This is a genomic window from Noviherbaspirillum album (genome assembly GCF_035916955.1).
In the GTDB taxonomy this organism is placed as follows: Bacteria; Pseudomonadota; Gammaproteobacteria; order Burkholderiales; family Burkholderiaceae_D; genus Noviherbaspirillum; species Noviherbaspirillum album.
The window spans coordinates 31,707-54,778 of sequence record NZ_JAWIIV010000012.1 but is presented as its reverse complement, the minus strand read 5'-3'; the positions used below and the strand labels follow the sequence as shown (position 1 = coordinate 54,778).

At 63.2% G+C, this 23,072-nt stretch carries 19 protein-coding genes; 5 read left to right on the top strand and 14 right to left on the bottom strand.

Features of this window, described 5'->3' with window-relative positions; translation table 11 throughout:
- Positions 1 to 4: 4 nt before the first annotated feature.
- A complete protein-coding gene (locus RY831_RS15585) occupies positions 5 to 448 on the top strand; it encodes a hypothetical protein (protein WP_326507291.1) in 444 nt (147 codons plus the stop codon).
- Positions 449 to 691: 243 nt separating this feature from the next.
- Here the strand turns inward: RY831_RS15585 and RY831_RS15580 are convergent, their stop codons facing one another.
- The 3 genes from RY831_RS15580 to RY831_RS15570 form a co-directional block, all read right to left on the bottom strand.
- Entirely contained in the window at positions 692 to 1,858 is a 1,167-nt protein-coding gene (locus RY831_RS15580) for an ABC transporter substrate-binding protein (protein ID WP_326507290.1), read from the bottom strand.
- 185 nt (positions 1,859 to 2,043) lie between these two features.
- Entirely contained in the window at positions 2,044 to 2,862 is an 819-nt protein-coding gene (locus RY831_RS15575) for a hypothetical protein (RefSeq protein WP_326507289.1), read from the bottom strand.
- A gap of 263 nt (positions 2,863 to 3,125) precedes the next feature.
- Positions 3,126 to 3,521, bottom strand: a complete 396-nt coding sequence (locus RY831_RS15570; RefSeq protein WP_326507288.1) for a nucleotide pyrophosphohydrolase — start codon at positions 3,519 to 3,521, stop codon at positions 3,126 to 3,128.
- A gap of 285 nt (positions 3,522 to 3,806) precedes the next feature.
- On the opposite strand from RY831_RS15570, the gene RY831_RS15565 reads away from it, so the two are divergent.
- Positions 3,807 to 4,370, top strand: coding sequence for a fasciclin domain-containing protein (locus RY831_RS15565; RefSeq protein WP_326507287.1), 564 nt, complete (start codon positions 3,807 to 3,809; stop codon positions 4,368 to 4,370).
- 98 nt (positions 4,371 to 4,468) lie between these two features.
- On the opposite strand, the gene RY831_RS15560 is transcribed toward RY831_RS15565, so the two are convergent.
- The 3 genes from RY831_RS15560 to RY831_RS15550 all read right to left on the bottom strand — a co-directional run bounded on the left by RY831_RS15560 (position 4,469) and on the right by RY831_RS15550 (position 6,664).
- Positions 4,469 to 4,870, bottom strand: a complete 402-nt coding sequence (locus tag RY831_RS15560; protein WP_326507286.1) for a hypothetical protein — start codon at positions 4,868 to 4,870, stop codon at positions 4,469 to 4,471.
- Positions 4,871 to 5,016: 146 nt separating this feature from the next.
- Positions 5,017 to 5,967, bottom strand: a complete 951-nt coding sequence (locus tag RY831_RS15555) for an alpha/beta hydrolase (RefSeq protein ID WP_326507285.1) — start codon at positions 5,965 to 5,967, stop codon at positions 5,017 to 5,019.
- A 181-nt stretch (positions 5,968 to 6,148) separates the two neighbouring features.
- Positions 6,149 to 6,664 carry a cupin domain-containing protein gene (locus RY831_RS15550; RefSeq protein ID WP_326507284.1) on the bottom strand — a complete coding sequence of 172 codons (516 nt, stop codon included), beginning with the start codon at positions 6,662 to 6,664 and terminating at the stop codon, positions 6,149 to 6,151.
- A gap of 197 nt (positions 6,665 to 6,861) precedes the next feature.
- On the opposite strand from RY831_RS15550, the gene RY831_RS15545 reads away from it, so the two are divergent.
- Both RY831_RS15545 and RY831_RS15540 read left to right on the top strand, forming a co-directional pair.
- The gene (locus RY831_RS15545; protein ID WP_326507283.1) at positions 6,862 to 7,590 is read left to right on the top strand and encodes a glutathione S-transferase; all 729 of its coding nucleotides are present in this window, start codon (positions 6,862 to 6,864) and stop codon (positions 7,588 to 7,590) included.
- Positions 7,591 to 7,715: 125 nt separating this feature from the next.
- Positions 7,716 to 11,891, top strand: coding sequence for an SNF2-related protein (locus RY831_RS15540; RefSeq protein ID WP_326507282.1), 4,176 nt, complete (start codon positions 7,716 to 7,718; stop codon positions 11,889 to 11,891).
- A gap of 210 nt (positions 11,892 to 12,101) precedes the next feature.
- On the opposite strand, the gene RY831_RS15535 is transcribed toward RY831_RS15540, so the two are convergent.
- Genes RY831_RS15535 through RY831_RS15525 form a run of 3 tightly spaced genes read right to left on the bottom strand, consistent with a single transcriptional unit; the run spans position 12,102 to position 14,118 of the window.
- Positions 12,102 to 12,887 (bottom strand): metallophosphoesterase, encoded by a 786-nt coding sequence (locus tag RY831_RS15535; RefSeq protein WP_326507281.1) that lies wholly within the window; start codon positions 12,885 to 12,887, stop codon positions 12,102 to 12,104.
- A 32-nt stretch (positions 12,888 to 12,919) separates the two neighbouring features.
- On the bottom strand, positions 12,920 to 13,459 hold the full coding sequence (locus tag RY831_RS15530; RefSeq protein ID WP_326507280.1) for a hydrolase: 540 nt from the start codon (positions 13,457 to 13,459) through the stop codon (positions 12,920 to 12,922).
- Positions 13,456 to 14,118 (bottom strand): TetR/AcrR family transcriptional regulator, encoded by a 663-nt coding sequence (locus RY831_RS15525; RefSeq protein WP_326507279.1) that lies wholly within the window; start codon positions 14,116 to 14,118, stop codon positions 13,456 to 13,458. Before RY831_RS15525 ends, RY831_RS15530 begins: the two co-directional genes overlap by 4 nt.
- A 149-nt stretch (positions 14,119 to 14,267) precedes the next feature.
- Here RY831_RS15525 and RY831_RS15520 point away from each other — a divergent pair, with 149 nt between their 5' ends.
- A complete protein-coding gene (locus RY831_RS15520; RefSeq protein WP_326507278.1) occupies positions 14,268 to 15,836 on the top strand; it encodes a 4-hydroxyphenylacetate 3-hydroxylase family protein in 1,569 nt (522 codons plus the stop codon).
- A gap of 77 nt (positions 15,837 to 15,913) precedes the next feature.
- Here RY831_RS15520 and RY831_RS15515 read toward each other — a convergent pair whose 3' ends face one another.
- From RY831_RS15515 to RY831_RS15495, 5 genes are all read right to left on the bottom strand, one after another.
- Positions 15,914 to 16,069: a hypothetical protein gene (locus RY831_RS15515; RefSeq protein WP_326507277.1), complete on the bottom strand. Its 156-nt coding sequence runs from the start codon at positions 16,067 to 16,069 to the stop codon at positions 15,914 to 15,916.
- Between the two features lie 3 nt (positions 16,070 to 16,072).
- Positions 16,073 to 17,281, bottom strand: coding sequence for an RtcB family protein (locus RY831_RS15510; RefSeq protein WP_326507276.1), 1,209 nt, complete (start codon positions 17,279 to 17,281; stop codon positions 16,073 to 16,075).
- A gap of 533 nt (positions 17,282 to 17,814) precedes the next feature.
- Complete coding sequence (locus RY831_RS15505; RefSeq protein ID WP_326507275.1) at positions 17,815 to 18,201, bottom strand: DUF4148 domain-containing protein; 387 nt, start codon at positions 18,199 to 18,201, stop codon at positions 17,815 to 17,817.
- A 210-nt stretch (positions 18,202 to 18,411) separates the two neighbouring features.
- Positions 18,412 to 19,875 carry an efflux transporter outer membrane subunit gene (locus tag RY831_RS15500; protein ID WP_326507404.1) on the bottom strand — a complete coding sequence of 488 codons (1,464 nt, stop codon included), beginning with the start codon at positions 19,873 to 19,875 and terminating at the stop codon, positions 18,412 to 18,414.
- A gap of 6 nt (positions 19,876 to 19,881) precedes the next feature.
- Entirely contained in the window at positions 19,882 to 23,058 is a 3,177-nt protein-coding gene (locus RY831_RS15495; RefSeq protein ID WP_326507274.1) for an efflux RND transporter permease subunit, read from the bottom strand.
- Positions 23,059 to 23,072: the final 14 nt, after the last annotated feature.

Below are 23,072 nucleotides of genomic sequence, written 5' to 3'. Positions count from 1 at the left end.
AGCCATGGCATTTCGCATCTTGAGCATATGCTGCTTGCTGCTCGTCTCGCTGCTGACTCTGTTTGTCTTCGGCGGTTATGTCGAAGTCGAGGACACAATCAGCCTGCATTGGTCGGCCGGCACATTTGATCGGCTCTTGTTCTGGATCTCATGCGGCGGGATGGCAGTGCTGTTTCTCGGCTTGGCATTCCGGGCGTTCGCGGCGCGACCCATACTCGGTATCACGCTGGCAGCATGTATCGGACTGACGCTCCATTCCTTGGCAACTTATCCGCCGAACCACGGTGATGCCCATGCCGCGCCCGTACTGTCGCGCACACAGATCGAACTCTATTGGCTACTGCTGGCGAATGGCATGCTTTTGCTTGCGGTTTGCTGTGAACCCCGGATCAGGAATGGAGTGCGAAGAAGGCGAATGCCGACGGAAGCTCATCCTCCATCGGGCTAAAGCGTTTTCGCCCTGACCGGCCTAGTCGAGGCCGAGGCAGAATGCCGCTGGAACAAGGCATGAGGACGCGACATGGCCAAGCCATGGCAAGGAGTCACAACGCAGTGCCGGCGGCAATCTGTCCGGGATCGGCAGGCAGGTCAGGGTGAAAACGCTCTAGTGCTCATAGAGTTTCAACATGATTCGGGATGCGGTCGAACCAAGGCAAGCGCATCGTTACATGTCCGCCGCATCCCGCCTAACTCATTCCCCGCCGTAGGCGTAGGTGAATTTATTATTGACGATCCGACCCATCACCCGCGAACGCTGATCCAGACCGACGTGGTCTTTCGGGCTCATGTTGATCACGCCCTGCGGCACCATCAGGTTCTTGGTGTTCTCGATCGACGTACGTAGCGCGGCACGGAATTCCTTGGTGCCGGGCTTGCCAGCCTTGAGCGCCTGCGGCATCACATTCTCGAGCAGCAGGAAAGCACCCCAGGCGTCGGCCGAGAATTGCGTCATGGTGTCGGGGCCATAGGCCGCCTCATAACGACGCAGGAAATCCATGCCGGTCTTCTTGATGGAGTTGGAATTGGGCAAAGTCTTTGCCACGACGCCCGGACCGGAAGGGAAGAAGGTGCCTTCCACATCCTTGCCGCCGACCCTCAGGAAATCCAGCGTGCCGATGCCGTGGGTCTGGTAGATGCGGCCCTTGTAGCCGCGTTCGACCAGCGTCTTCTGCGGCAGCACCGCCGGCGTCGCCGAACCCGCCACCAGGATGGCATCCGGCTGCGCCGACATCAGCTTGAGGATCTGCCCGGTGACGCTGGTGTCGGTGCGCGCATAGCGCTCGCTGCCGACGATCTTGAGCTTGCGGATTTCGGCCACCTTGGAAAACTCGCGCCACCAGCCTTCGCCGTAAGCATCGGCGAAGCCAATGAAGCCGACCGTCTTCACGCCGTTGTCGGACATGTGCTGGGTGATGATGGTCGCCATATGGGAGTCGTTCTGCGGCATCTTGAATGCCCAGGCGCGCTTGGCATCCATCGGCTCGACGATGGCGGCCGATGCGGCCAGAGCGATCATCGGCGTTTCCGTTTCGGCCGCGATGTCCAGCATCGCCAGCGCATTCGGCGTGGTGACCGGGCCGACGACCGCATCCACTTTTTCCTCGGCCGTCAGGCGCCGCATGTTGCGCGTGGCGTTGGTGACGTCGGAAGCATCGTCGAGGATGATGTACTCGGCCTTCTGGCCGGCGATTTCCTTGGGCCAGAGCAGCATCGCATTCTTGGTCGGAATGCCGATGGCGGCGGCGGGGCCGGTGGAAGAGATGGTGACACCGATCTTGATCTGTGCGAAGGAGGGCGCTGCCGCCATCGCAAGGCTTAAGGAAATGAGGGCGGACAGGCGGCGCAGAGGGGAGGGCATGGAATTTCCTTCGCTGAGAAAGTGGAAATTATAAAGCCCATGCCGCGGTTCGTACGACTGTGTTGCCAAACACGGGCCGTGCTGCGCGCATGGCCCGGTTTTTCATGCTGGAGCGGCCTCCGATGCCGTTTCCATGGATGGAGCGATGAACAGGATTAACGTAGTTCAATGCTATTCAACGCTGCTCAATGCGGCTTGTTGTTCATGACCGAAATCATCGAGCTCATGGCGATGCGGCAAGCCGATGCGCCGAGCGACTGCAGGCATGAATCCCACGGACCGGAGAAGCCTCTCGGTGCCGGCATCAGGACGACATGCGCTGGCAGGTAGCTACGCAGCGTCTGGCGGACGCGTTCGCCGTCGCTGGTCAGCATCTGCTGGTAGGCAGCGTCGCCGAGGGCCATCATGTCGCTCAAGGGCTGCGGATTGACATACGGCAGGTCGGCCATCGTCAGGAAGACTTGCGGCATGTAGAAAGCAGCAGGGATCGCGCCCTGCAAGGCAGGCTGGGGATCATTGAACAGTTCCCAGCGGCGGGTCGGCATGACTTCGACCGCCATGCCGCCCTGGCCGGCCGGTGCGCTGAAGGCCACGATGCGGGCGAGAAGCACGCCGTTCGGCAGCGAGGTCGTATCGAAATCCAGCCATGCGGAAGTCTTGTCCGCTGAAACGGTGAATATGCCCAGCTTGGGCGTGTAGCTGCCGGTCGGCAGAAGCTCGACGTTCTCCAGGCCGCTGCCGCGGACCTGCAGGCGAACCGTACCTTTGGGGGCGCCGCCGTCGGCCGGCGCATCGACCAGCATGGCGGAGAAGGATTCCGACGCGGTACGGCTTTGCGCGGAAGATGGCGAAGTTGCCGAAGTTGCCGTTTCGTTGCCGCTCACGGCGACGGTGGAGGGCAGGCTTGCGGAAGAACCTGAAGAAGCGGTGGGCTCGCTGCCACCGCAGCCAGCCAGCAGAACACAGATGCATGCACCGATAAAGCCTTGAATCCCTGATTTCATGTGACACCTCGAAGCGAATAATGATGAATCCCCGTTTGGGGTTCAGTGAGATTAATCGCACTCTTCGCGGCGCCGATGTCGAACTGAGCCGGCTTTGATTTCCATTAAAAGAGCTGTTCCTCCAATGCCACATTGACACTTATGCTGCATTCGAGGCTTGCGCGCCGGCCCGGAATCGATGAAGATAAATGCGTTTGATCGGCCGGCGAGTCGATGCATTCGCATGGGTCATTTCACATGCATCATGTTACATGCCGGATCAATCAGCTCTTGTCCGCACGGCTTCGCTGCTTGAGCTCAGTGTATTTCGCCGCCGAGCCATACGATTGATCGACAGGATATTTCTCCGCATTCTTTCGTATCTTGTCTTCCGCGGCCTTCAGCAGATCGATGCCGCCTTCCCCCGCCACCAGCAGCAGATAAAGCAGCACATCCGCGCATTCGTCGGCGAGCTGTTCACGAAAACCCGCATCCGTTGAAGACAGGCGCAGCAGTTCCTCGTCGGATTTCCACTGCGTCAGTTCCAGCAGCTCGGCCGCTTCGAGATTGAGCGAAATGATCAGGTTCTTCAGGTTGTGAAACTGCTTCCAGTTGCGTTCATCGCGGAAGCGGATGAGCATCGTTCTGATTGCTTCGAGATCGGCCTTGTCGTGTTCCATTCATCGTGTTCCATTGATTGACGTCACGCCAGTGTGCACCGCTTTCGACGGGCTTGCCAGTATCGTCCGCCGCGACGTGTTTGAATTTGCGGCTGGCGAAGCCCCCGGAGCGCGCAAGCCACGCGCGAACAATTCGGCATCGCGTGTTTTCGCCTTTCAGCATTGCGCGATTCTAAAAACCGCACCGGCAACACTTCCTGAAAAATTCTTGAATCCGCTTGCGAGGCGGGCGCGTATATCCCTTCGCAGTCTCAAAAAACACTTAATCACGAAGGAGTACACATCATGCGCAAACTCGCCCAGTCACTCGTCATCGCCGCCGGTCTCGCCACTCTCGCCGCCGCGCCGTTCGCCATTGCGGAAAACACCGTGATGGTCGGCGGACAAAGCATGCTGCCGTCGAAGGACATCATCGACAACGCCGTCAATTCCGCCGACCACACCACGCTCGTCACTGCGGTCAAGGCTGCCGGCCTGGTCGACACGCTCAAGGGCAAAGGTCCGTTCACGGTGTTCGCGCCGACCAATGCGGCTTTCGGCAAGCTGCCCGCCGGTACGGTGGAAACGCTGGTCAAGCCGGAGAGCAAGGAAACCTTGACCAAGGTGCTGACCTACCACGTCGTGCCGGGCAAATACGATTTCAAGGCGCTGCAGGCCGAGATCAAGAAGCAGAACGGCAAGGCTTCGCTGGCGACCGCCAGCGGCGGCAAGCTGATGTTCGTGATGAACGGCATGCACAACATCCAGGTCATGGATGAGAAGGGCGGCGCCGCCAACATCAGCACCTATGACGTGGTCCAGTCGAACGGCGTGATCAACGTGGTCGATACGGTGCTGATGCCGAAGTAAGCGGGGCATTCATCAGTTGCTGTACCTGTCCCCGTGAGGGACAGGTGTTGTAGCGATACTCTTGACTGAGACATGTACCAGCAAGGCTGGCACATGTCTCAGCGATTCCACTCCTCGCATTTCACGCAGAGGAGAAATATCGTCTTGTCCTTGAATCGGCCGCTGGACAGCGTCAACGCACCGACGCCATAACGCGTGATCATCCAGGCCCCGCTCTGTCCATCGACGAACGTCACTCGCCCTTCCGCATGGCATGCCGACCAGTCGAGTTCATGCATTCGGCGATGTTCGGACACTGCCTTCGCATGTTGAAAAAATTGCCGCACCAGCATCGGCGTCATCACGAAACTCGAGCAGTTTTCATCACCGCCCACATCACTTTTCTGCGAGGACTTGTCGACTTCGATCTTGGCAACAGCCGGCGGCTTGAAAGCGGGGGCCTGATAGTAGGTGGCATCTTGCGCTTGCGCGAGACCGTGAAGAATCAGGCCTGCCAGCAATTGCCAGCGCATAGTCATGTATGGACCCTTTAAAAGATTTCTTGCATCGGATTCGACGCATCTTGGAGCTTATCAGGGCGATTGCAGCAACAACAACATTCCAATGTCAAAATACCAAGTTTGTTGTGTGCCCAAAACAATAGCGTTCAAGCCGGATCCGGCGCCAACCCGAACAATTCCTCGAACGCCTGCCGATACTCGGTCGCGCCCAGCCGCATGCTGTTGTTGTGCGTGCCCCCCTCCACCAGGATCAGCTTCTTTTTGCCGCCAGCCGCTTCATATAACTTTTCGCTGAAGCGCGACGGCACGTAGCGGTCGCTGGAACCGTGCACGATCAGCACCGGCATGCCGACACGCGAGATCTTGCCGACCGAATCGAATTTCTGCGACAGCAGCAGCTGCAGCGGCAGCCAGGGATAAGTGAGCGAACGTGCGATGTCGGCCAGCGAGGTGAACGAAGATTCCACGATCAGGCCTTTTGCGGCAGGGGGCATGGATTGCTCAGTCCGTGCCGCCTTGCCGGTGCTTCCGTCGGCACTTCCCGCCAGATGCGCCGCCAGGTCGATGGCGACCGCGCCGCCCAGCGAATGACCGTAGATGAAGCGCTTGCCCGCATCGGGCTGCAGGGTCGCCAGGTGCTGCCAGGCGATCTGCGCGTCTTCGTACACGGTGCGTTCCGAGGGCAGGTCGCCGTCGCTCTTGCCAAAGCCCCGGTAGTCCACCGCGAGCACCGAAAATCCGAAATCATGCAGTTGCTGGATGCGGAACAGCTGGCCGGTCAGGTTCCAGCGAGCGCCGTGCAGGTAAAGCACCGCCGGCGCATCCTTCTTTTCGGCCGGCCACCACCAGGTATGCAGGTTCTGGCTCTTGCCGTCGGACTGCACGACGAGGTTGGATTCGACCACGCCGTCCGGCAGGCCGCTGTACCAGCTCGCGGTGCCGGGTTCGACGCGGAAGGTCAGCTCGCGCTCCTTGTGCGCAAGCTGGCCGCAGCCTGCGGCGGCCAGCACCGATAGCAGGCTGGACGCGGCGGCAATCGATACGGCGCGGCGGCGGATAAATTGGACGAAGCGTGAAGAAGCGAATTTGAAAGCCATTTGGGCAAGCAGTCAGCAGGATCGGTCAAGGAAGGCGGGGTGAACGGAGCGGCACGGGTCTGGTCATGCGCTCCGGAAACACCCGACTGGATCAGACTTATCTGCGGGCAAAACGTTCTGGCAAAAGGGAAGAATGGCAACATGGGGCCGCACATCCCGCGAAATTGTCGGCCGCTCCGATTCAAGGATGCGGATGCTTGTGGATCGGATCGACCCAATGCACCTCCTGCGGCTTTTCCACTGCGGCAATATCGAGGTTGATGACCACTGCATCGTTGTCGCTGCGCACCAGCACGCATTCCAGCGCTTCATTCTCGCTCGCATTGATTTCCTGGTGCGGCACATACGGCGGCACGTAGATGAAATCGCCGGGACCGGCCTCGGCGGTGTATTCGAGTTCATTGCCCCAGCGCATGCGGGCGCGGCCACGCACTACGTAGATCACGCTTTCCAGCGCGCCATGATGATGGGCACCGGTTTTCGCATTCGGATGAATGGTGACCGTGCCGGCCCACAGCTTCTGCGCGCCGACCCGCGCGTAATTGATCGCGGCGGCGCGGTTCATGCCGGGCGTCTGCGGCGTGTTGGTGTCGAGGTTGTTGCCGGGCACCACGCGTACGCCGTTGTCGCGCCAGTCCGGCGGGCTTGCGTCTTGGCCCATGTTTTCGCCTGCGTTTTCGTCTGCGTTTTCGCTCATGTCATCCTCCATGGCTTGTTGTTCAGCCATGATACGACGCACCGGGCAAGCTTGCTGCCGGCAGCGTGTTTTCCCCGAGCCTTTGCTTTACCCCAGCATCGCGGCGGGACGATTGCCTACAATGGACCGCGCATTTTCAAGGTATCCGCATTGCTGCAGCGGCAACACTGGAAAAACCGAAAACAGGAGAACGACGCATGCAATACGAACTGTATTACTGGCCCGGCATCCAGGGCCGCGGCGAATTCATCCGCCTGGCGCTGGAAGAGGCGGGCGCCGATTATGTCGATGCCTGCCGCCGGGCCGAAAGCAGCGGCATGGGCATGTCGGCGATGATGCGGCTGATGGAAAGCCCGGAACTCGCGCAGCTGCCGTTCGCGCCGCCGTTCCTGAAGGCGGGCGAACAGATCATCGCGCAGACGGCCAATATCCTGTTCTTCCTCGGACCCCGGCTCGGGCTGGCGCCCGATGACGAAGCGGGCCGCCTGTGGGTACATCAGTTGCAGCTCACCATTGCCGACCTGGTCACCGAAGCGCACGACACCCATCACCCGATCGGCAGCGGCCTGTACTATGAAGACCAGAAGCCGGAAGCACTGCGGCGCGCCCAGGATTTCACGCAGATGCGCCTGCCGAAATTTCTCGGCTATTTCGAATCGGTCATCGAACGCAATCCCGCCGGCGCCGACTGGCTGGCCGGCGCGGACATCACCTATGCCGACCTGTCGATGTTCCAGGTGATCGAAGGCCTGCGCTATGCGTTCCCGCGCAACATGAAGCGGCTGGAGCCGGAATATCCTCTGCTGGTGGCGTTGCATGAACGCGTCGCCGCGCGCAAGCGCATCAAGGCCTACCTGACCTCCAAGCGCCGGCAAGCCTTCAACAACGACGGCATCTTCCGCGCCTACAAGGAACTGGACCGCTAGCACCCGCGGATGCGTCGCGCGATCGCCACGGACGACAGGCGACAGGCGGTAAAATGCAGTCATGCCTTTTCCAGTGCTCACCGCTTCCGCCATGCCGTTTTGCTCACTTCCACTCATTGCCCATCGTGCCTGACCTGTTGATCGACGACGCTGCGGCCGACCACCTGCGTGCCTGCACGCCGGCCGAGCGCACGCTGGTGACGCTGCTGGCGCTGCATGGCGAACCGCTCGGCAAGGTGCGGCTGCTGGAATGCCTGCGCACGTTGGGTGCCGCCGACGAAGACGGCCAGCCTTTTACCGCCGACACGCTGGCGGCGACGGTCGATGCGCTCAAGCGTGATGGGCTGCTGCAGGATGCGCCCGGCAACGGCTATGTCTGCCGCGATGCGCTGCTGCCCGCGGCGCTGCATGCGGCGCTCGACAGTGCTTCCTTCGGCGCGCTGTGCCGCGCGGTGGAAGGCGCAACGCCGGTCGGGCGCACCTACGACGGCTATGTCTTCCTGCGCAGCTACCGGCAGGCGCTGGCGCGCCTGCGCATGGCGATGCTGCAGGGCCTGCCGCCGGAGAAGGTGGCGCCCTGGCTGGAAACCTGCACCCGCTTCCCGGAATACCGGCAGCTGCATCCGCATGTCGTGCTGTTCGGACAACCCTTTGACGCGGTCCTGTTCGCGCACCTGCATCCGGCCGTGCAGGACGAGGCGATGGCTTGCCTGCTGGCGCATGCGCAGGACGAGCCCGAGACCTTCGCACCGCTGCGCGACTGGACGCGGCAACGACTGAGCGAAGGCTTCGCGGGTACCGGCGAACTCGAGCTCTCCTTCGCGGAGCAGTTGCTGCTCTGCGGCCAGCTCGACGAAGCCGCCGCGCTGCTCGACGGCTGCGCCTCGGTCAGGGCCGACTTTCCGCGCGCCGCGATCCTGTCGCTGCGCGGCGACCAGCCGCAGGCGCTGACGGCGTTCGAGGCGGCGCTCAAGTCGCTGCGCAAGGAAACCGGCAAGCGCAACATCATGCTCGACGGCCCCTCGGCCTACCTGTTTGTGCTGGCGATGCTGCGTTCCGGCGATGCACGCCACCGCAAGCTGGTCGATGCCTTCCTGCCGCTGGCGCGGCGCAATGCGCAGTACGGCAGCCTGCACATGTTCAACGTGCTGCAGGCATTGCACGATGTGCAGGCCGGCGCGCAGAAGACGCCGTCGCTGCCGCCGCTCGATGCGGCGCACGCCCGGCGCATGCTGCCGCGGCTGTTCCACGCGCTGGTGGCCGACTGGCTGGGCCAGGCGCTCACCGGCGAAGACAAGGCGGCACTGATCGCCCTGCAGCAACGGGCCCAGGACAACGGCTACTTCTGGGTGGCGGCCCAGGCGGCCGGCCTGCTCGCGCGCCTCGGCGAAGAGGCCTACAGCGACGCGGCGGTGGCCTTGCGCCGCCAGCATAGTCTCGACGACGTGTGCGACTGGTTCGAACAGAAGGAACCCTGGGAACGCCAGCTGGAAGCGCTGATGGAATTGCGCAGGGCCGCGGCCGCGCCGAAAACCGAAGCGCCGGGCCGGCTGGTGTGGCTGATTGCCTACGATGCGCAGCGCCATGCCGTCGAGATCGAGCCGCGCGAGCAGCATTGCGATGCGGCCGGCCAATGGGGACGCGGCAGGCCGGTTGCACTCAAGCGCCTGCGCGATGAGCATGACGCGCCCGATTTCCTGACGCCGCAGGACCGCGAAGTGATTGCCGCCATCGGCGTCAGCACGTCGTTCTACCGCGGCGCGAGCTACGACATCGACAACGACCGCGCAGTGCAGGCCCTGGTCGGCCATCCGCTGGTGTTCTGGCAGGACCAGCCGGACACCCGCGTCGAACTTGTGCAGGGCGAAATCGAGCTGCTGGTAACCGAAAGCGGCGGCAAGCTGCGCCTGTGCCTGCAGCCGCCGGTCGACAGCGCGTCGCGGCGCCAGGTGATGATCGTGAAGGAAACGCCGGCGCGGCTGCGCATCTATTCCATCAGGGACGAGCACCGGCAGATCGCCGCCATCATCGACAACGACCTGATGGTGCCGGCGCACGCGCGCGAACAACTGCTGCGCGCGGTCGGCGCGGTATCCACGCTGGTCACAGTGCATTCCGATCTCGATGCAAGCGTGGCCGAAGCGGCGCAGGTCGATGCCGAGGAGCGCCTGCATGTGCACCTGATTCCCTACGGCGACGGCCTGAAGATGCAGATCCTGGTCAAGCCCTTCGGCGAGCAGGGCCCGGCCTATCAGCCGGGCAGGGGCGGCGAGCAGGTGATCGCGGAAGTGGAGGGCAGGCGATTGCAGGCGCGGCGTGCTCTCGATGCCGAACGGGCCGCGGCCGCCGCGCTGGCGGAGCGCTGCCCGGCATTGAACGAAGCCGTCGACGCGCATGGCGACTGGTATCTCGCCTCGCCCGACACCTGCCTGGAATTGCTGATGCAATTGCAGGCCTGCGACGGCATCGCACTGTCGTGGCCGCACGGCGAGCGCTTCCGCGTGGTGGCGGAGGCCGGACCCTCGCAGATGCACCTGACCGTGAAAAGCGAGCGCGACTGGTTCGCGGCCCAAGGCAAGCTGCGCATCGACGACAAAACGGTGCTCGACCTGCGCAGCCTGCTGTTCAATGCGCAGCAGAGACCGGGCCGCTTCGTTCCGCTCGACGGCAATCGCTTCATCGCTCTCACCGAAGAACTTCACCGGCGCATCGCCGAGCTGGCGGGCATGGCCGAGATGGATGACGCCGAGGAGGGCGAGGTGCGCATCCATCCGCTGGCTGCGGGTGGGCTCGAGGAATTCGCGGCGGAATGCGGCGCTGTCGATGCCGATGCGCAATGGAAGCATCACCTGGAACGCATGCGCGAGCTGGAAATGCATGCGCCGCAATTGCCCGGCACCCTGCGCGCCGATCTGCGCGACTACCAGCTGGAAGGCTTCCAGTGGCTGTCGCGCCTGGCTTCCTGGGGCGTGGGTGCCTGCCTGGCCGACGACATGGGCCTGGGCAAGACCATACAGACCCTGGCGCTGCTGCTGCAGCGCGCGCCGCAGGGGCCGGCGCTGGTAGTGGCGCCGACCTCGGTCTGCCTGAACTGGCTGGATGAGGCGGCGCGCTTCGCGCCCACGCTCAAGATCCGGCTGTTCGGCGGCGCCGAGCGGGCGCAGCTGCTGGAAGACCCGCAGGCCTTCGATGTCATCGTGGCCAGCTACGGCCTGCTGCAGCAGGAAGCGGAACGCTTTGCCGGCGTGCGCTGGCACACGGTCGTGCTCGACGAGGCGCAGGCGATCAAGAATGCGCAGGCCAAGCGCAGCCAGGCGGCCTTCCGGCTGCAGGCCGATTTTCGTCTCGCCCTGAGCGGCACGCCGGTGGAAAACCATCTCGGCGAGCTATGGAGCCTGTTCCGTTTCATCAACCCCGGCCTGCTCGGCTCGGCCGAGCAGTTCAACGACCGCTTCGCCCTGCCGATCGAACGCCACAAGAGCGTGCAGTCGCGGCTACGGCTGCGCCGCCTGATCCAGCCCTTCATCCTGCGCCGGACCAAGGTGCAGGTGCTGACCGAACTGCCGGCGCGGACCGAGATGGTGCGGCATGTCGATCTCAGCCCGGAGGAAACGGCGCTGTACGAAGCGCTGCGCCGCAGCGCGCTGGAGCGCATCGAAAAAGACGACATGCCCGGCACGCAGAAGGCGATCCAGATCGTCACCGAGCTGATGAAGCTGCGCCGCGCCTGCTGCCATCCGGACCTGGTGGCGCCGGAATTGCATCTGGCGGGCAGCAAGCTGGCGGTGTTCGGGGAGCTGCTCGACGAGCTGCTGGAGAACCGCCACAAGGCGCTGGTGTTCAGCCAGTTCGTCGATCACCTCGGCCTGGTGCGCGCCTGGCTGGACGAGCGCGGCATCCGCTACCAGTACCTCGACGGCGGCACGCCGATGGCCGAACGCAAGCGCCGGGTGGATGCCTTCCAGCGCGGCGAGGGCGATGTCTTCCTGATCAGCCTGAAGGCCGGCGGTACCGGCCTCAATCTCACCGCCGCCGATTACGTAATCCATCTCGATCCCTGGTGGAACCCGGCGGTGGAGGACCAGGCCTCGGACCGAGCGCACCGCATCGGCCAGCAGCGGCCGGTGACGATCTACCGCCTGATCGCGCGGCACACGGTGGAGGAGGGAATTGTCGAACTGCACCAGCGCAAGCGGGAGTTGGCGGACAGCCTGCTGGAAGGCAGCGAGGCGGCGGTGAAATTGTCGGCGGATGAAATGCTCGAGCTGCTAAGGTTGGAGCGGGGCAGGTTGGAAGCTTGAGTCCTTTTTCACTGTGCAAGGACTGGGACGAGGGTGCCTATCAAGGCATTCGCCCTTGCAACCGCCCTCATCCCCGGCCCTTCTCCCGCCCGCGGGAGAGGGGCTGGGGTGAGGGGGCCTGCCAAGCCAGGTGCGCTTGCAACCACCCTCATCCCCGACCGTTCGCCCCGTTCTGGCTTGCAAGGCAGAACGGGGCGAAGGGAGCAAACCTCAAACCTCCATCACCAGCCGCGCATCAAACATCGGATTCTCCCACTCGATCATCCCAACCTCCGTCGCCGCCCGCCGGTTCAGCGCATAGCCGCGCGGATTGGCGACCACCCGCGTGCCCGCCAAGTCATAATCGAAGCTGTCATGCACATGTCCATGAATCCACAGTTTCGCCTTGCCCATCAGCGGCGAGAGATCGCTGACGAAAGCCGCGTTGAGCGGCGAGCCGGCGAAGCGCGGATGGACCGAGTTCGGATGCGGGCTGTGGTGCGTGACCACCACGGTGGGACCATCGAATGCTTCATCAAGCCTCGCTTCCAGCCAGGCGCGGGAAGCCTCATGCATGCGTAATGCGTCCGCCGTGCTGAACAAGCCTTCGTCGGTGCGGATCAGACGGTGGTCGTACAGGATCTTTTCCGCCTCGGCCATCGCCGCTTCCTGCCCCAGTTCGCTGAACCGGTAGTCGGTCCACAGGCAGCAGCCGAGAAACCGCACGCCGCCGATCACGCAGGCATCGCCTTCCAGGTAATGCACTCCTGTTCTTGCCGCGGCAGTGCGCAGGCGCGCGATCAGGTCGGGGTAGTGCTCGTGGTAAGCCTCATGATTGCCGTTCACGTAGATCACCGGCACCGGCCAGTCGGCGAAGGCGTCGATCGCGGCCTCGCCGTGATGGATGTCGCCGGCGATCACCAGCACGTCGGCGTCGGCATGCTCCACCGCGCGGTAACCGGGAAACTGTTCCTGCAGCAGATCGAGGTGCAGGTCGGAGGCAATCTGTATTTTCATGGGCGTGAATTGGTCCGAAGAAGGAAGATCAATTATTTCACCAGCCGAAGCATGTCCTTGAACTTCGGATGCGCGGCGCTGCGCATCCATTCGAACAAGACCATCTCCGTCGTCAGCAGTTCGGCTCCGGCAGCCCTGGCGCGTTCCATCGCGATCTGCTTGTTGAACGGCACGCGCGAGCCAATGGCATCGGCCACCAGGCGCACGCGATGGCCGCGCCCGAGCAGTCCGAGCACCGATTGCAATACGCAAACATGGGCTTCGCAGCCGGCGACGATAAGCTCACGCTGTTCCCCGGCAAGCGCATCCAGGAATGCCGGTTCCGCGCAGGCATCGAAATCCATTTTTGCGAAGACCCGGTCGCACTGCGCATGCACCTCGGCCACGTTCGGACCGAGCCCCTGCGGATTCTGCGCGGTCCCGAGCACCGGGATGCCGAGCAGCTTCGCCGTCTGCGCCAGGCGCAGCGCATTCTTCACCACCGCATCGCCCTCGTGGATCGCTGGCATCAACCGCTCCTGCAGGTCGATGATGATCAGCACCGAGCGGGAAGCATCGCAGAGTCCGTTCATTTTTTCACCTGCTGGATGAGTTTCTTCACATAGACGGCAAACAGCGCGCGCCCGTCCTGCCCGAACATGCGGATGCGCCCGGTATGGGTCAGCAGCAGCAGCCCGACGCAATGCCCGAACAGCGAGGTGGTTTCCTGCACGGCGGCCTTTTTCGTGCAGCCGAGCGCGATCAGGCTGGCCTCGATGCCGTCCAGCGATTCGCGCAGGCGCCGGTTCAGCCGGTCGTTGAGTTCCGGCGTCAGCCCCAGCGGCTTCATGCCCTGGAACAGGTAGAAACCGAGGTCGAGTTCGCGCGGATTGTCGAGATAGAAATCATGGAAAGCCATTGCCTGCTGCTCGATGCGCTGCGCCGGGCCGATCTTCTCCGATTGGCCGGCATGTACCGCATCGTATAGCCGGTCGAGCGACTGCGACAGCAGGTCGCCGTAGATCTCTTCCTTGCTGGCGTAATGGTTGTACAGCGCGCTGGCGGTATAGCCGGCTTCGGATGCAATGGCGCGCATGTTGGCGCCGAGCAGGCCGTCGCGCTCAAACACCCGCCGCGCCGCATCCAGGATCATCTGCCGTTTCATGTCCTTGACGGCGCGCAGGCGCAGCAGGCGCGGTTCTTCGATGCCGGGAAGCACGTCCTGAGGGTTCTCCGATGACGATTTTTTCATCAGGCAAATGTAGCACATCGGCCCGACGGATTTAACAGCTTGACTGAAAAATGAACATTGTTCATATTGATGACGGAGATTTGAAGATCCAGCCGATGCCGCCTTGCAGTCGGACAGGGTGCCGCGGCCAAAACGACAAGGAGACGAACATGCTGATGTCATCCGCGCAGTACCGCGAATCACTGCGGCAATACAAGCCCACGATCTACCTCGACGGCCGGCGCGTCGAATCGGTCGCCGACGAGCCGGCCTTCGCGCCCGGCATCAATGCGCTCGGCGTGACCTACGACACCGCGCTCAAGGAGGAATACGCGCCCCTGATGCTGGCGACCCAGCACACCAGCGGAAGGCAGGTCAACCGCATGCTGCACATCGATACCGGCAGCGCCGACCTGCTCAACAAGCTGGAAGCGGTGCGCCTGCTGTGCCAGGAAACCGGCTGCGCGCAGCGCTATCTCGCCCATGATGCCTTCAATGCCATCTATCAGGTCACGCACCGCATCGATGCCGACAAGGGCACGCAGTACGGCCAGCATTTCCTGAACTACCTGCATGACGCGCAGGAACGCGACCTCTCCATCGGCATCGCCATGACCGATGCCAAGGGCGACCGCAGCAAGCGGCCGCACCAGCAGGCCAATCCGGATTCCTATGTGCATGTGGTCGAGCGCAATGCCGGCGGCATCGTCATCTCCGGCACCAAGGCGATCGTCACCGGCGCGCCCTACATGCATGAATTCCTGGTCATGCCCTGCCGCAACATGACGCAGGAAGATGCCGACTTCGCCGTCTGCTGCGCGGTGCCCTGCGATGCGCCCGGCCTCACCATGGTGGCTCGCCCTGCGGGCAGGCCCGGGGAAAAGTCGGCGCTGTTTTCGAACAAGTTCGGCCAGTCGACCGCGGTGCTGATCTTCGACCGGGTATTCGTGCCCTGGGAACGGGTGTTCTATGCCGGCGAATGGGAGCACTCCGGATATATGACCTACAACTATGCGACCCATCACCGCCACAGCTGCATCGGCGCGCGCGCCGGCTTCGGCGACCTGCTGATCGGCGCCGGCGCGCTGATGTGCGAGGCCAACGGCTTCGATCCCGGCAAGGAAAGCCATCTGCGGGAACAGATGGTGGAGCTGATCAAGATCACCGAAGGCTTCTATGCCTGCGGCGTCGCCGCCTCGGTATATGCGGCGCAGGATGCACAGACCAAGACCTTCGTGCCGGATGCGGTATTTTCCAATATCGGCAAGCTGCTGCTGGCCACCCAGATCTACGACATGCACCGCATCGCGCATTATGTTTCGGGCGGGCTGATCGTCACGCTGCCGGGACCGGACGAAGACCACAATCCGGAAACCGCCGCCAGCCTGGCCGACGTGCTGCGCGCCAATCCCGACGTGCCCTACGACAAGCGCATCCAGGCGGCGCGTTTCATCGAAGACCTGACCGCGTCCTACCAGGGCGGCTGGTATTCGGTCATCAGCCTGCACGGCGGCGGTTCGCCGGCGGCGATGAAGCAGGAGATTTACCGCAATTACCCGATCGGCAACAAGGTGGAACTGGTGGAGCGGCTGATGGAGCGCGGCATCGTCGACGATCCGCGCCGGCCGATCACCGCGAACCGTCAGCCGGGCAAGTGCTGCGCCACCGGCTGCACGGTGCCGGGCGCGCCGGTGATGGTCGATTTGCCGCAATCGACGAAATCAACGCGAAAGGAGTAAGCCTCAAATCGCCTTGCCGCGCGAGACATGCCAGACGGAAGTCGAGGCCGGCGCCGAAGTTGCTGACTTGTAGGAGATTAACCGCGTTCCGTAAGCAGGCGGCGCAATTCCTGCTTGCCTTCGCGCCGCGCCCGGCGCGAGGCCTGGTGCGCCCCATGCGCGCCGGCCTGGCGCAGCTTGGCGGCAGGTACCAGCGGATTGCGCGGCTTCAGAGTCTTGATCGTCAGTTTCATGGCTTATCCTTTCACGCAAATCACTTGGCGCAGCGTATGCACCACTTCGACCAGGTCGGTCTGGTGGGCCATCACTTCGTCAATGTTCTTGTAGGCGGCCGGGATCTCGTCGATCACGCCGCCGTCCTTGCGGCATTCGATGCCGCTGGTCTGCCGCTCCAGGTCCATGCGGCTGAAGCGCCGCTTGGCTTCGGTGCGGCTCATCCTGCGGCCGGCGCCGTGCGAGCAGGAGCAGAACGAATCCGGATTGCCCTTGCCGCGCACGATATAGCTGCGCGCGCCCATGCTGCCGGGAATGATGCCGAGCTCCCCTTCCTGCGCCGAGATCGCGCCCTTGCGCGTGATGAACAGGCGCTCGTTGCCATGGGTTTCTCGCGACACGTAGTTGTGATGGCAATTGATGGCTTCGCCGTCGAGCCTGAACGGCGGCAGGTGCTTTTCCAGCGCGTCCAGCACCAGCCGCATCATTTCGCGGCGGTTGATCATTGCGTAGTCCTGCGCCCAGTCCACCGCTTCCACATAGTCGTCGAACAGCGTCGAGCCCTCGCTGAAATAGGCCAGGTCCTTGTCCGGCAGGTGCATCTTGTGGCGCTCCATGTCCTTGCGCGCGGCCGCGATGAAATAGCGGCCGATCACGTTGCCGATGCCGCGCGAGCCCGAATGCAGCATCACCCAGACGCGATCCTCTTCATCAATGCACAGTTCGATGAAATGATTGCCACCGCCCAGCGTGCCGATCTGGCAGATCCAGGTCTGCGCGAATTTCTGCTGCATCTTCATGATGCCGGCGTGCTTGCCGACGATGCGGTCGAGGCGGTCATTGAGCGGCCGGCCGACGCGCGCATGCTGGGAGCCGCGCACCTTGTTCCATTCATGCTGCTCGAAACCCACCGGCACCGTGGCTTCGATGGCGCTGCGCACGCGGGCGAGATTGTCCGGCAGCTGGCTGGCGCTCAGCGTGGTGCGCACCGCATTCATGCCGCAGCCGATGTCGACGCCCACCGCCGCCGGAATGATCGCCGAACGGGTAGGAATGACGCTGCCGACGGTGGCGCCGATGCCGGCATGCACGTCGGGCATCGCGGCAACGTGCGGGTGAACGATGGGCAGCTGCGCGATATTGAGCAGCTGCTGCAAGGCTTCGTGCTCGATATCGTCGGTATAGATATGCACCGGCACCTGGCCTTTGTGCAAGGTTTGCTTGATGGGCATGATGGTCCTTTTGGTCTCTTGTGTGCTCTTGTACGTTTGTACTGTGTCCTGCTTGATGAAAGCCGCAGGCATTCGCAGCGGACCTTTCATGTCCGCAAGAAAGCAAAAACCCCGGCGGGTTTCCTGGCCGGGGTTGGATGAAACGACCGGCTCGGGTCGGCGCTGTCGCCGTAGCCCCGAGCGATGCGCGGGGCTAAGTCTGCAGATACTGGTTAGCCTGTCCGGGCATGGTCGGTCCTTTCTGAAAAGAGGGTTGATAAAAAATCGTGGAAACTTCGAGGCGCGATTTTGAGGCAATCGTCGCGGCCATGTCAAAAGATTCCTCGCAAGCGCGATGGTTCCGTTGCACCGAGGATGCGCTCTAATAAATTGAACGCATCCTCGGGAAAATAAAAAAGCCCGCGGGCACGAGGCCTGCGGGCGACAATCCAACTCTTGGAGAGAGTGGAGGAGACACTTTACATCAAACAATTCCGGGGACGCGGTTGCCTGTCAATGCTAGGACCGCGTCCGCTTGCAGCACGGCCGGGAGATTACTCGCCTGCAGCGGCAGTAGTGCCCTTGGTGGCGGCGAGGGCTTCCTGGCGCACCTGGTCGCGAGTCTTGCTCGAAGCGACGTTGGCGAATTCCACGAATTCGGACGAGCCGTTGGTGGCGAGCTGGCCGTCGGCATAGGCCCTTTCGAGTTCGGCACGGACTTCGGCGCGGGTCTTGCCCGAGGCGACCGGCGTGCTCTTGAATTCGACGAATTCGCTGTTACGTGCGAGTTGGCCATTGGCATTGGCCTGCTCGATCTCAGCGACGACTTCGGCACGGGTCTTGGTCGATTTGAAGTTGCTGAAGTCCACCCATTCACTTGCAAACGCCGAGCTTGTGGCGGTAAAGACAGCAACAGCAGCAATCAGTTTTTTCGCGTTCATTTTTGTTTCTCCACTAAATAAGGTTGATGACTCCGGGCTCAGTGTTATTCGAGTCCTTCGAGAGTCGCACTGCGTTGTGTGCTCATCGATGAAGCACAGTCTATCCGTCGCGCGGGAGAAGAAAAACCGCAAATGACGCAATGCATCATTTCGAAAAACGAAACAATGGCGGCATCCAGCGTCTTCCATCCCGCGCCTCTCCTTGAAAACTTACCAGCCGCCGCCCAGCGAGCGGATCAACGCCACCGTGGTGGCCGCCCGCGCGCCGCGCAGCTGGACCGCGCTGCGTTCGACGGCAGCGAGATTGCGCTGGGCGTCGAGCACTTCCAGGTAACTGGAGCGGCCTGCGGAATAAAGCTTGCCCGCCAGCTCCGCCGAGCGCCGCGCGGAGGCTACCGCGTCGTCGAGTGACTGAGCCTGGCCGGACAGCGTGCGCAATCCCACCAGGTTGTCCTCGACTTCCGCGAAGGCCGCCAGCACGCTTTGCCGGTAGCTCGCCACCGATTCCTCGAGGGCGGCCTCGCTGCGGGCGATGTTGGCCCGGTTGCGGCCGCCGTCAATGATCGGCAGGTTCAGCAGGGCGCCGATCACCCAGGTGCGGCTGGACCACTGGAACAGGTCGGACAGGTCTGCCGACTCGCCGCCGCCGGCGCCGGTAATGAATAGGGAAGGGAACATCGCCGAGCGGGCCACGCCGATGCGGGCGTTCGCCGCCATCATGGCCCGCTGCGCGGCCGCGATGTCGGGACGGCGTTCGAGCAGGGCCGACGGCAGGCCGGCCGGAATGCCGGGCGGTGCGAACGAAGCGAGCAGGGGATTGTTGCCCGCGGCAAAGCGGGCCGCCGGCTTGCCCAGCAGGACGGCGAGCGCATGTTCGAGCTGCGCGCGCTGGCGCTCAACCGCGATCGCTTCCGAGCGCGTCGTCGACAGCTCGGTCTTGGCCAGCGAAAGATCGAGCTCGCCGACATCGCCCAGATCGTAGCGGCGCTGGACGATGCGCTGGTTCTCCTCGCGCAGCCGCACGGTTTCATTCAGGAAGGCCAGTTCCGCATCCGCCGAGCGCATCAGGAAATAGGTTTGCGCAACGTCGGCCTGCAGCGCCAGCAGCACCGAGCGGTAGCTGGCTTCGCTGGCGGCGGCATCGGCCTGCGCGGCCGTGATGTTGTTGCCGACCCGGCCGAACAGGTCGACCTCGTAGCTTGCCGTCAGCCGTCCCTGCCATAGGTTGCCGGGAGAGACGGCGGTGCCTGCCGGCAGGCCGCGCGAGACTGCCGAAGTGCGGCCGCGCTGGCCGCCGAATCCGGCGCCGACCGACGGGATGCGGTCGGCCTCGGCGATGCCGGCGATCGCGCGGGCCTGCCTGACCCGCGCCGCCGCGACGGCCAGGTTGGCGTTGGCCGTGGTGGCTTCCTCGATCAGCTGGTTGAGCGTGGTGTCGTTGAAGGCTTTCCACCATTCGCCGCGCGGCTGCGCCTCGGCCGGCTGGGCCGGCTTCCAGCGTGCCAGTTCAGCCTCGTTGCTCGCCCTGGCCGCATCCGCTTGCTTGAAGTTTTGCGGAATGTCGATCTCGGGAGCGCGCAGCTCGGGCGCCGCGCAACCGGCGAGAATGAGTGCCGCCAGCAGCGGCGTCATCAGTTTCGGCAAGAATGGTTTCATCGTCATGATCTTGTTCATCGTCATTTAAACGGCTCCCTCGGGTTGGGACGGCAGTACAGCCGCCGGCTTCTTTTCATAGCGCTTGGCGAAAGTGCGCAGCAGCACGTAGAACACCGGCGTCAGGAACAGGCCGAACAGCGTCACGCCCAGCATGCCGGCGAACACCGCCACGCCCATCGCATGCCGCATTTCCGAACCTGCGCCGGAAGAGAACACCAGCGGCACCACGCCCATGATGAAGGCGATCGATGTCATCAGGATCGGGCGAAGGCGCAGGCGGCAGGCTTCCAGAGCCGCATCGACCACGCTGCGGCCGTGCTCTTCCAGTTCGCGGGCGAACTCGACGATCAGGATCGCGTTCTTCGACGCCAGCCCCACCAGAACGAACAGTGCGATCTGGGTGAAGATATTGTTGTCGCCGCCGGTCAGCTTCACGCCGAGCAGCGCGCACAGGATGGACATCGGCACGATCAGGATCACCGCCAGCGGCAATGTCCAGCTTTCGTACTGCGCGGCCAGCACCAGGAACACCAGCAGCACGCACAGCGGGAACACCACCACCATGGTGTTGCCTGCCAGGATTTCCTGGTAGGTCAACTCGGTCCATTCATAGGTGATGCCCTTGGGCAGGACTTCCTTGGCGATCCTTTCCATGGCCGCCTGGGCCTGGCCGCTGGAGACGCCCGGCGCCGGCCCGCCATTGATATCGGCCGAGACGTAGGCGTTGTAGCGCTGCACGCGGTCGGGGCCGTAGCTGTCCTTGACCCGCATCAGCGACGATAGCGGAATCATTTCGCCCTTGTTGTTGCGCACCTTCAGCTGCGCGATGTCTTCCGCATGCGAGCGGTAGGGCGCATCCGCCTGCACCTTGACCTGGTAGGTGCGGCCGAACTGGTTGAAATCGTTCACGTACAGCGAGCCGAGATTGATCTGCAGCGTCTGGTAGATGGTCGCCAGCGGCACGCCGAGCTGCTTGGCCTTGGTGCGATCAATGTCGGCGAACAGCTGCGGCACGTTGATTTGGTAGCTCGAGAACACGCCCGCCAGTTCCGGCGTCTGCCATGCCTTCATCTGCAATGCCTGCACCGCCTTGTACAGCTCGTCGTAGCCGAGGTTGGCGCGGTCTTCGACCATCAGCTTGAAGCCGCCGATGGTGCCCAGGCCGTTGACCGGGGGAGGCGGGAACACCATGATGAACGCGTCCTCGATGCTGCCGAGCTTGGCGTTGATCTGCTGCGCGATCGCCGGCCCCGACAGCTCCGCCGACTTGCGCTGATCGAAAGCATCCAGCCCGAAGAACACGATGCCGGCGTTCGGCGCATTGGTGAAGCCGTTGATCGACAGGCCGGGGAAGGCGATCGAATCCTTCACGCCAGGCACCGTCTGCGCAATATCGGACATGCGGCGGATCACTTCCTCGGTGCGGTCGAGCGAGGCTGCATCCGGCAGCTGCGCGAAGCCCACCAGGTACTGCTTGTCCTGCCCCGGCACGAAGCCGCTCGGCACCGCCTTGAACACCACCACTGCCGCGACCGACAGCAGCGCATAGACCACCAGCGCAAGCGCCTTGCGGTTGAGCACGCCTTTGACGCCGTTTTCATAGCGCACCGAAGCGCGGCCGAACACGCGGTTGAACCAGTTGAAGAAGCGGCCGAACACCTTGTCCATGCCGCGCGTCAGCGCGTCCTTGGGCGCATCGGACGGCTTGAGCAGCGTAGCGGCCAGCGCCGGCGACAGGGTTAGGGAGTTGAAGGCCGAGATCACGGTCGAAATCGCGATCGTCAGCGCGAACTGCTGGTAGAACTGGCCCGACAGGCCAGCCACGAAGGCGATCGGCACGAACACCGCGCAGAGCACCAGGGCAATCGCAATGATAGGCCCGCTGACTTCCTTCATCGCCTGCACGGTGGCGTCGCGCGGCGACAATCCGTTGTGGATGTTGCGTTCGACGTTCTCCACCACCACGATCGCATCGTCGACCACGATGCCGATGGCCAGCACCAGGCCGAACAGCGACAGGGTATTGATCGAGAAGCCGAACATCAGCAGCACCGCGAAGGTGCCGACGATGGACACCGGCACCGCCACCAGCGGAATGATGGATGCGCGCCAGGTCTGCAGGAACACGATCACCACCAGCACCACCAGCGCAATCGCTTCCAGCAGGGTGTGGATCACCGCGTTGATCGACTCGCGCACGAACTGCGTCGGGTCGTACACCACGTTGTATTCCACGCCTTCGGGGAAATCCTGCTTCAGCTCTTCCATCTTGGCGCGCACGTCGGCCGACAGCTGCAGTGCATTCGATTGCGGCGCCTCGAACACCGCGATGGCGGCTGCGGACTTGTTATTGAGCAGCGAGCGCAGCGCATAGTCGGTGGAGCCGAGTTCGACGCGCGCCACGTCCTTGAGGTGCGTGACCGAACCGTCGGCGCCGGTGCGCACGATGATGTCACCGAATTCTTCCTCGGTCTTCAAGCGCCCCTGGGTATTGACGGTGAGCTGGAATTCCGCATTCTTCGACGGTGAAGCCCCGATGACGCCGGCGGCTACCTGCACGTTCTGCTCGCGGATCGCGGCCACCACGTCGGACGCGGTCATGTTGCGTGCCGCCACTTTTTGCGGATCGAGCCAGATCCGCATCGCATAGTCGCCGGCGCCGAAAAGCAGGACTTCACCCATGCCAGGGATGCGCGACAGCTGGTCCTTGATGTTGAGCACAGCGTAGTTGCGCAGGTAGACATCGTCATAGCGGCCATTGGGCGACGACAGGTGGACTACCATGGTCAGGTTGGGCGAGCTCTTGACGGTGGTGACGCCGATCTGGCGCACCTCTTCCGGCAGTCGCGGCAACGCGCGCTGCACCCGGTTCTGCACCTGGGTCTCGGCCTGCTCGACGTTGGTGCCGATCTTGAAGGTGACGGTCAGTGCCAGCGCGCCGTCGGAGGTGGCCTGTGACGACATGTAGAGCATGTTTTCGACGCCGTTGATCTGCTCCTCGAGCGGCGCGGCGACGGTTTCGGAAATCACTTTCGGGTTTGCGCCCGGATACACCGCGCGCACCACCACCGATGGCGGCACCACGTCCGGGTATTCGGATATCGGCAGCTTGCACAGGGCCAGCACGCCGCCGACGAAAATGATGATGGACAGGACGGCCGCAAAGATGGGGCGGTCGATGAAAAACCTGGAGAAGTTCATGAAAGCTCTCGCGT

Excerpts from the sequence above, each read along its gene's own strand:
- RY831_RS15585 (WP_326507291.1), top strand. The coding sequence starts at position 5 with ATGGCATTTCGCATCTTGAGCATATGCTGCTTGCTGCTCGTCTCGCTG.
- RY831_RS15580 (WP_326507290.1), bottom strand. The coding sequence starts at position 1,858 with ATGCCCTCCCCTCTGCGCCGCCTGTCCGCCCTCATTTCCTTAAGCCTT.
- RY831_RS15575 (WP_326507289.1), bottom strand. The coding sequence starts at position 2,862 with ATGAAATCAGGGATTCAAGGCTTTATCGGTGCATGCATCTGTGTTCTG.
- RY831_RS15570 (WP_326507288.1), bottom strand. The coding sequence starts at position 3,521 with ATGGAACACGACAAGGCCGATCTCGAAGCAATCAGAACGATGCTCATC.
- RY831_RS15565 (WP_326507287.1), top strand. The coding sequence starts at position 3,807 with ATGCGCAAACTCGCCCAGTCACTCGTCATCGCCGCCGGTCTCGCCACT.
- RY831_RS15555 (WP_326507285.1), bottom strand. The coding sequence starts at position 5,967 with ATGGCTTTCAAATTCGCTTCTTCACGCTTCGTCCAATTTATCCGCCGC.
- RY831_RS15550 (WP_326507284.1), bottom strand. The coding sequence starts at position 6,664 with ATGAGCGAAAACGCAGACGAAAACGCAGGCGAAAACATGGGCCAAGAC.
- RY831_RS15545 (WP_326507283.1), top strand. The coding sequence starts at position 6,862 with ATGCAATACGAACTGTATTACTGGCCCGGCATCCAGGGCCGCGGCGAA.
- RY831_RS15535 (WP_326507281.1), bottom strand. The coding sequence starts at position 12,887 with ATGAAAATACAGATTGCCTCCGACCTGCACCTCGATCTGCTGCAGGAA.
- RY831_RS15530 (WP_326507280.1), bottom strand. The coding sequence starts at position 13,459 with ATGAACGGACTCTGCGATGCTTCCCGCTCGGTGCTGATCATCATCGAC.
- RY831_RS15525 (WP_326507279.1), bottom strand. The coding sequence starts at position 14,118 with ATGAAAAAATCGTCATCGGAGAACCCTCAGGACGTGCTTCCCGGCATC.
- RY831_RS15520 (WP_326507278.1), top strand. The coding sequence starts at position 14,268 with ATGCTGATGTCATCCGCGCAGTACCGCGAATCACTGCGGCAATACAAG.
- RY831_RS15515 (WP_326507277.1), bottom strand. The coding sequence starts at position 16,069 with ATGAAACTGACGATCAAGACTCTGAAGCCGCGCAATCCGCTGGTACCT.
- RY831_RS15510 (WP_326507276.1), bottom strand. The coding sequence starts at position 17,281 with ATGCCCATCAAGCAAACCTTGCACAAAGGCCAGGTGCCGGTGCATATC.
- RY831_RS15505 (WP_326507275.1), bottom strand. The coding sequence starts at position 18,201 with ATGAACGCGAAAAAACTGATTGCTGCTGTTGCTGTCTTTACCGCCACA.
- RY831_RS15500 (WP_326507404.1), bottom strand. The coding sequence starts at position 19,875 with ATGAACAAGATCATGACGATGAAACCATTCTTGCCGAAACTGATGACG.
- RY831_RS15495 (WP_326507274.1), bottom strand. The coding sequence starts at position 23,058 with ATGAACTTCTCCAGGTTTTTCATCGACCGCCCCATCTTTGCGGCCGTC.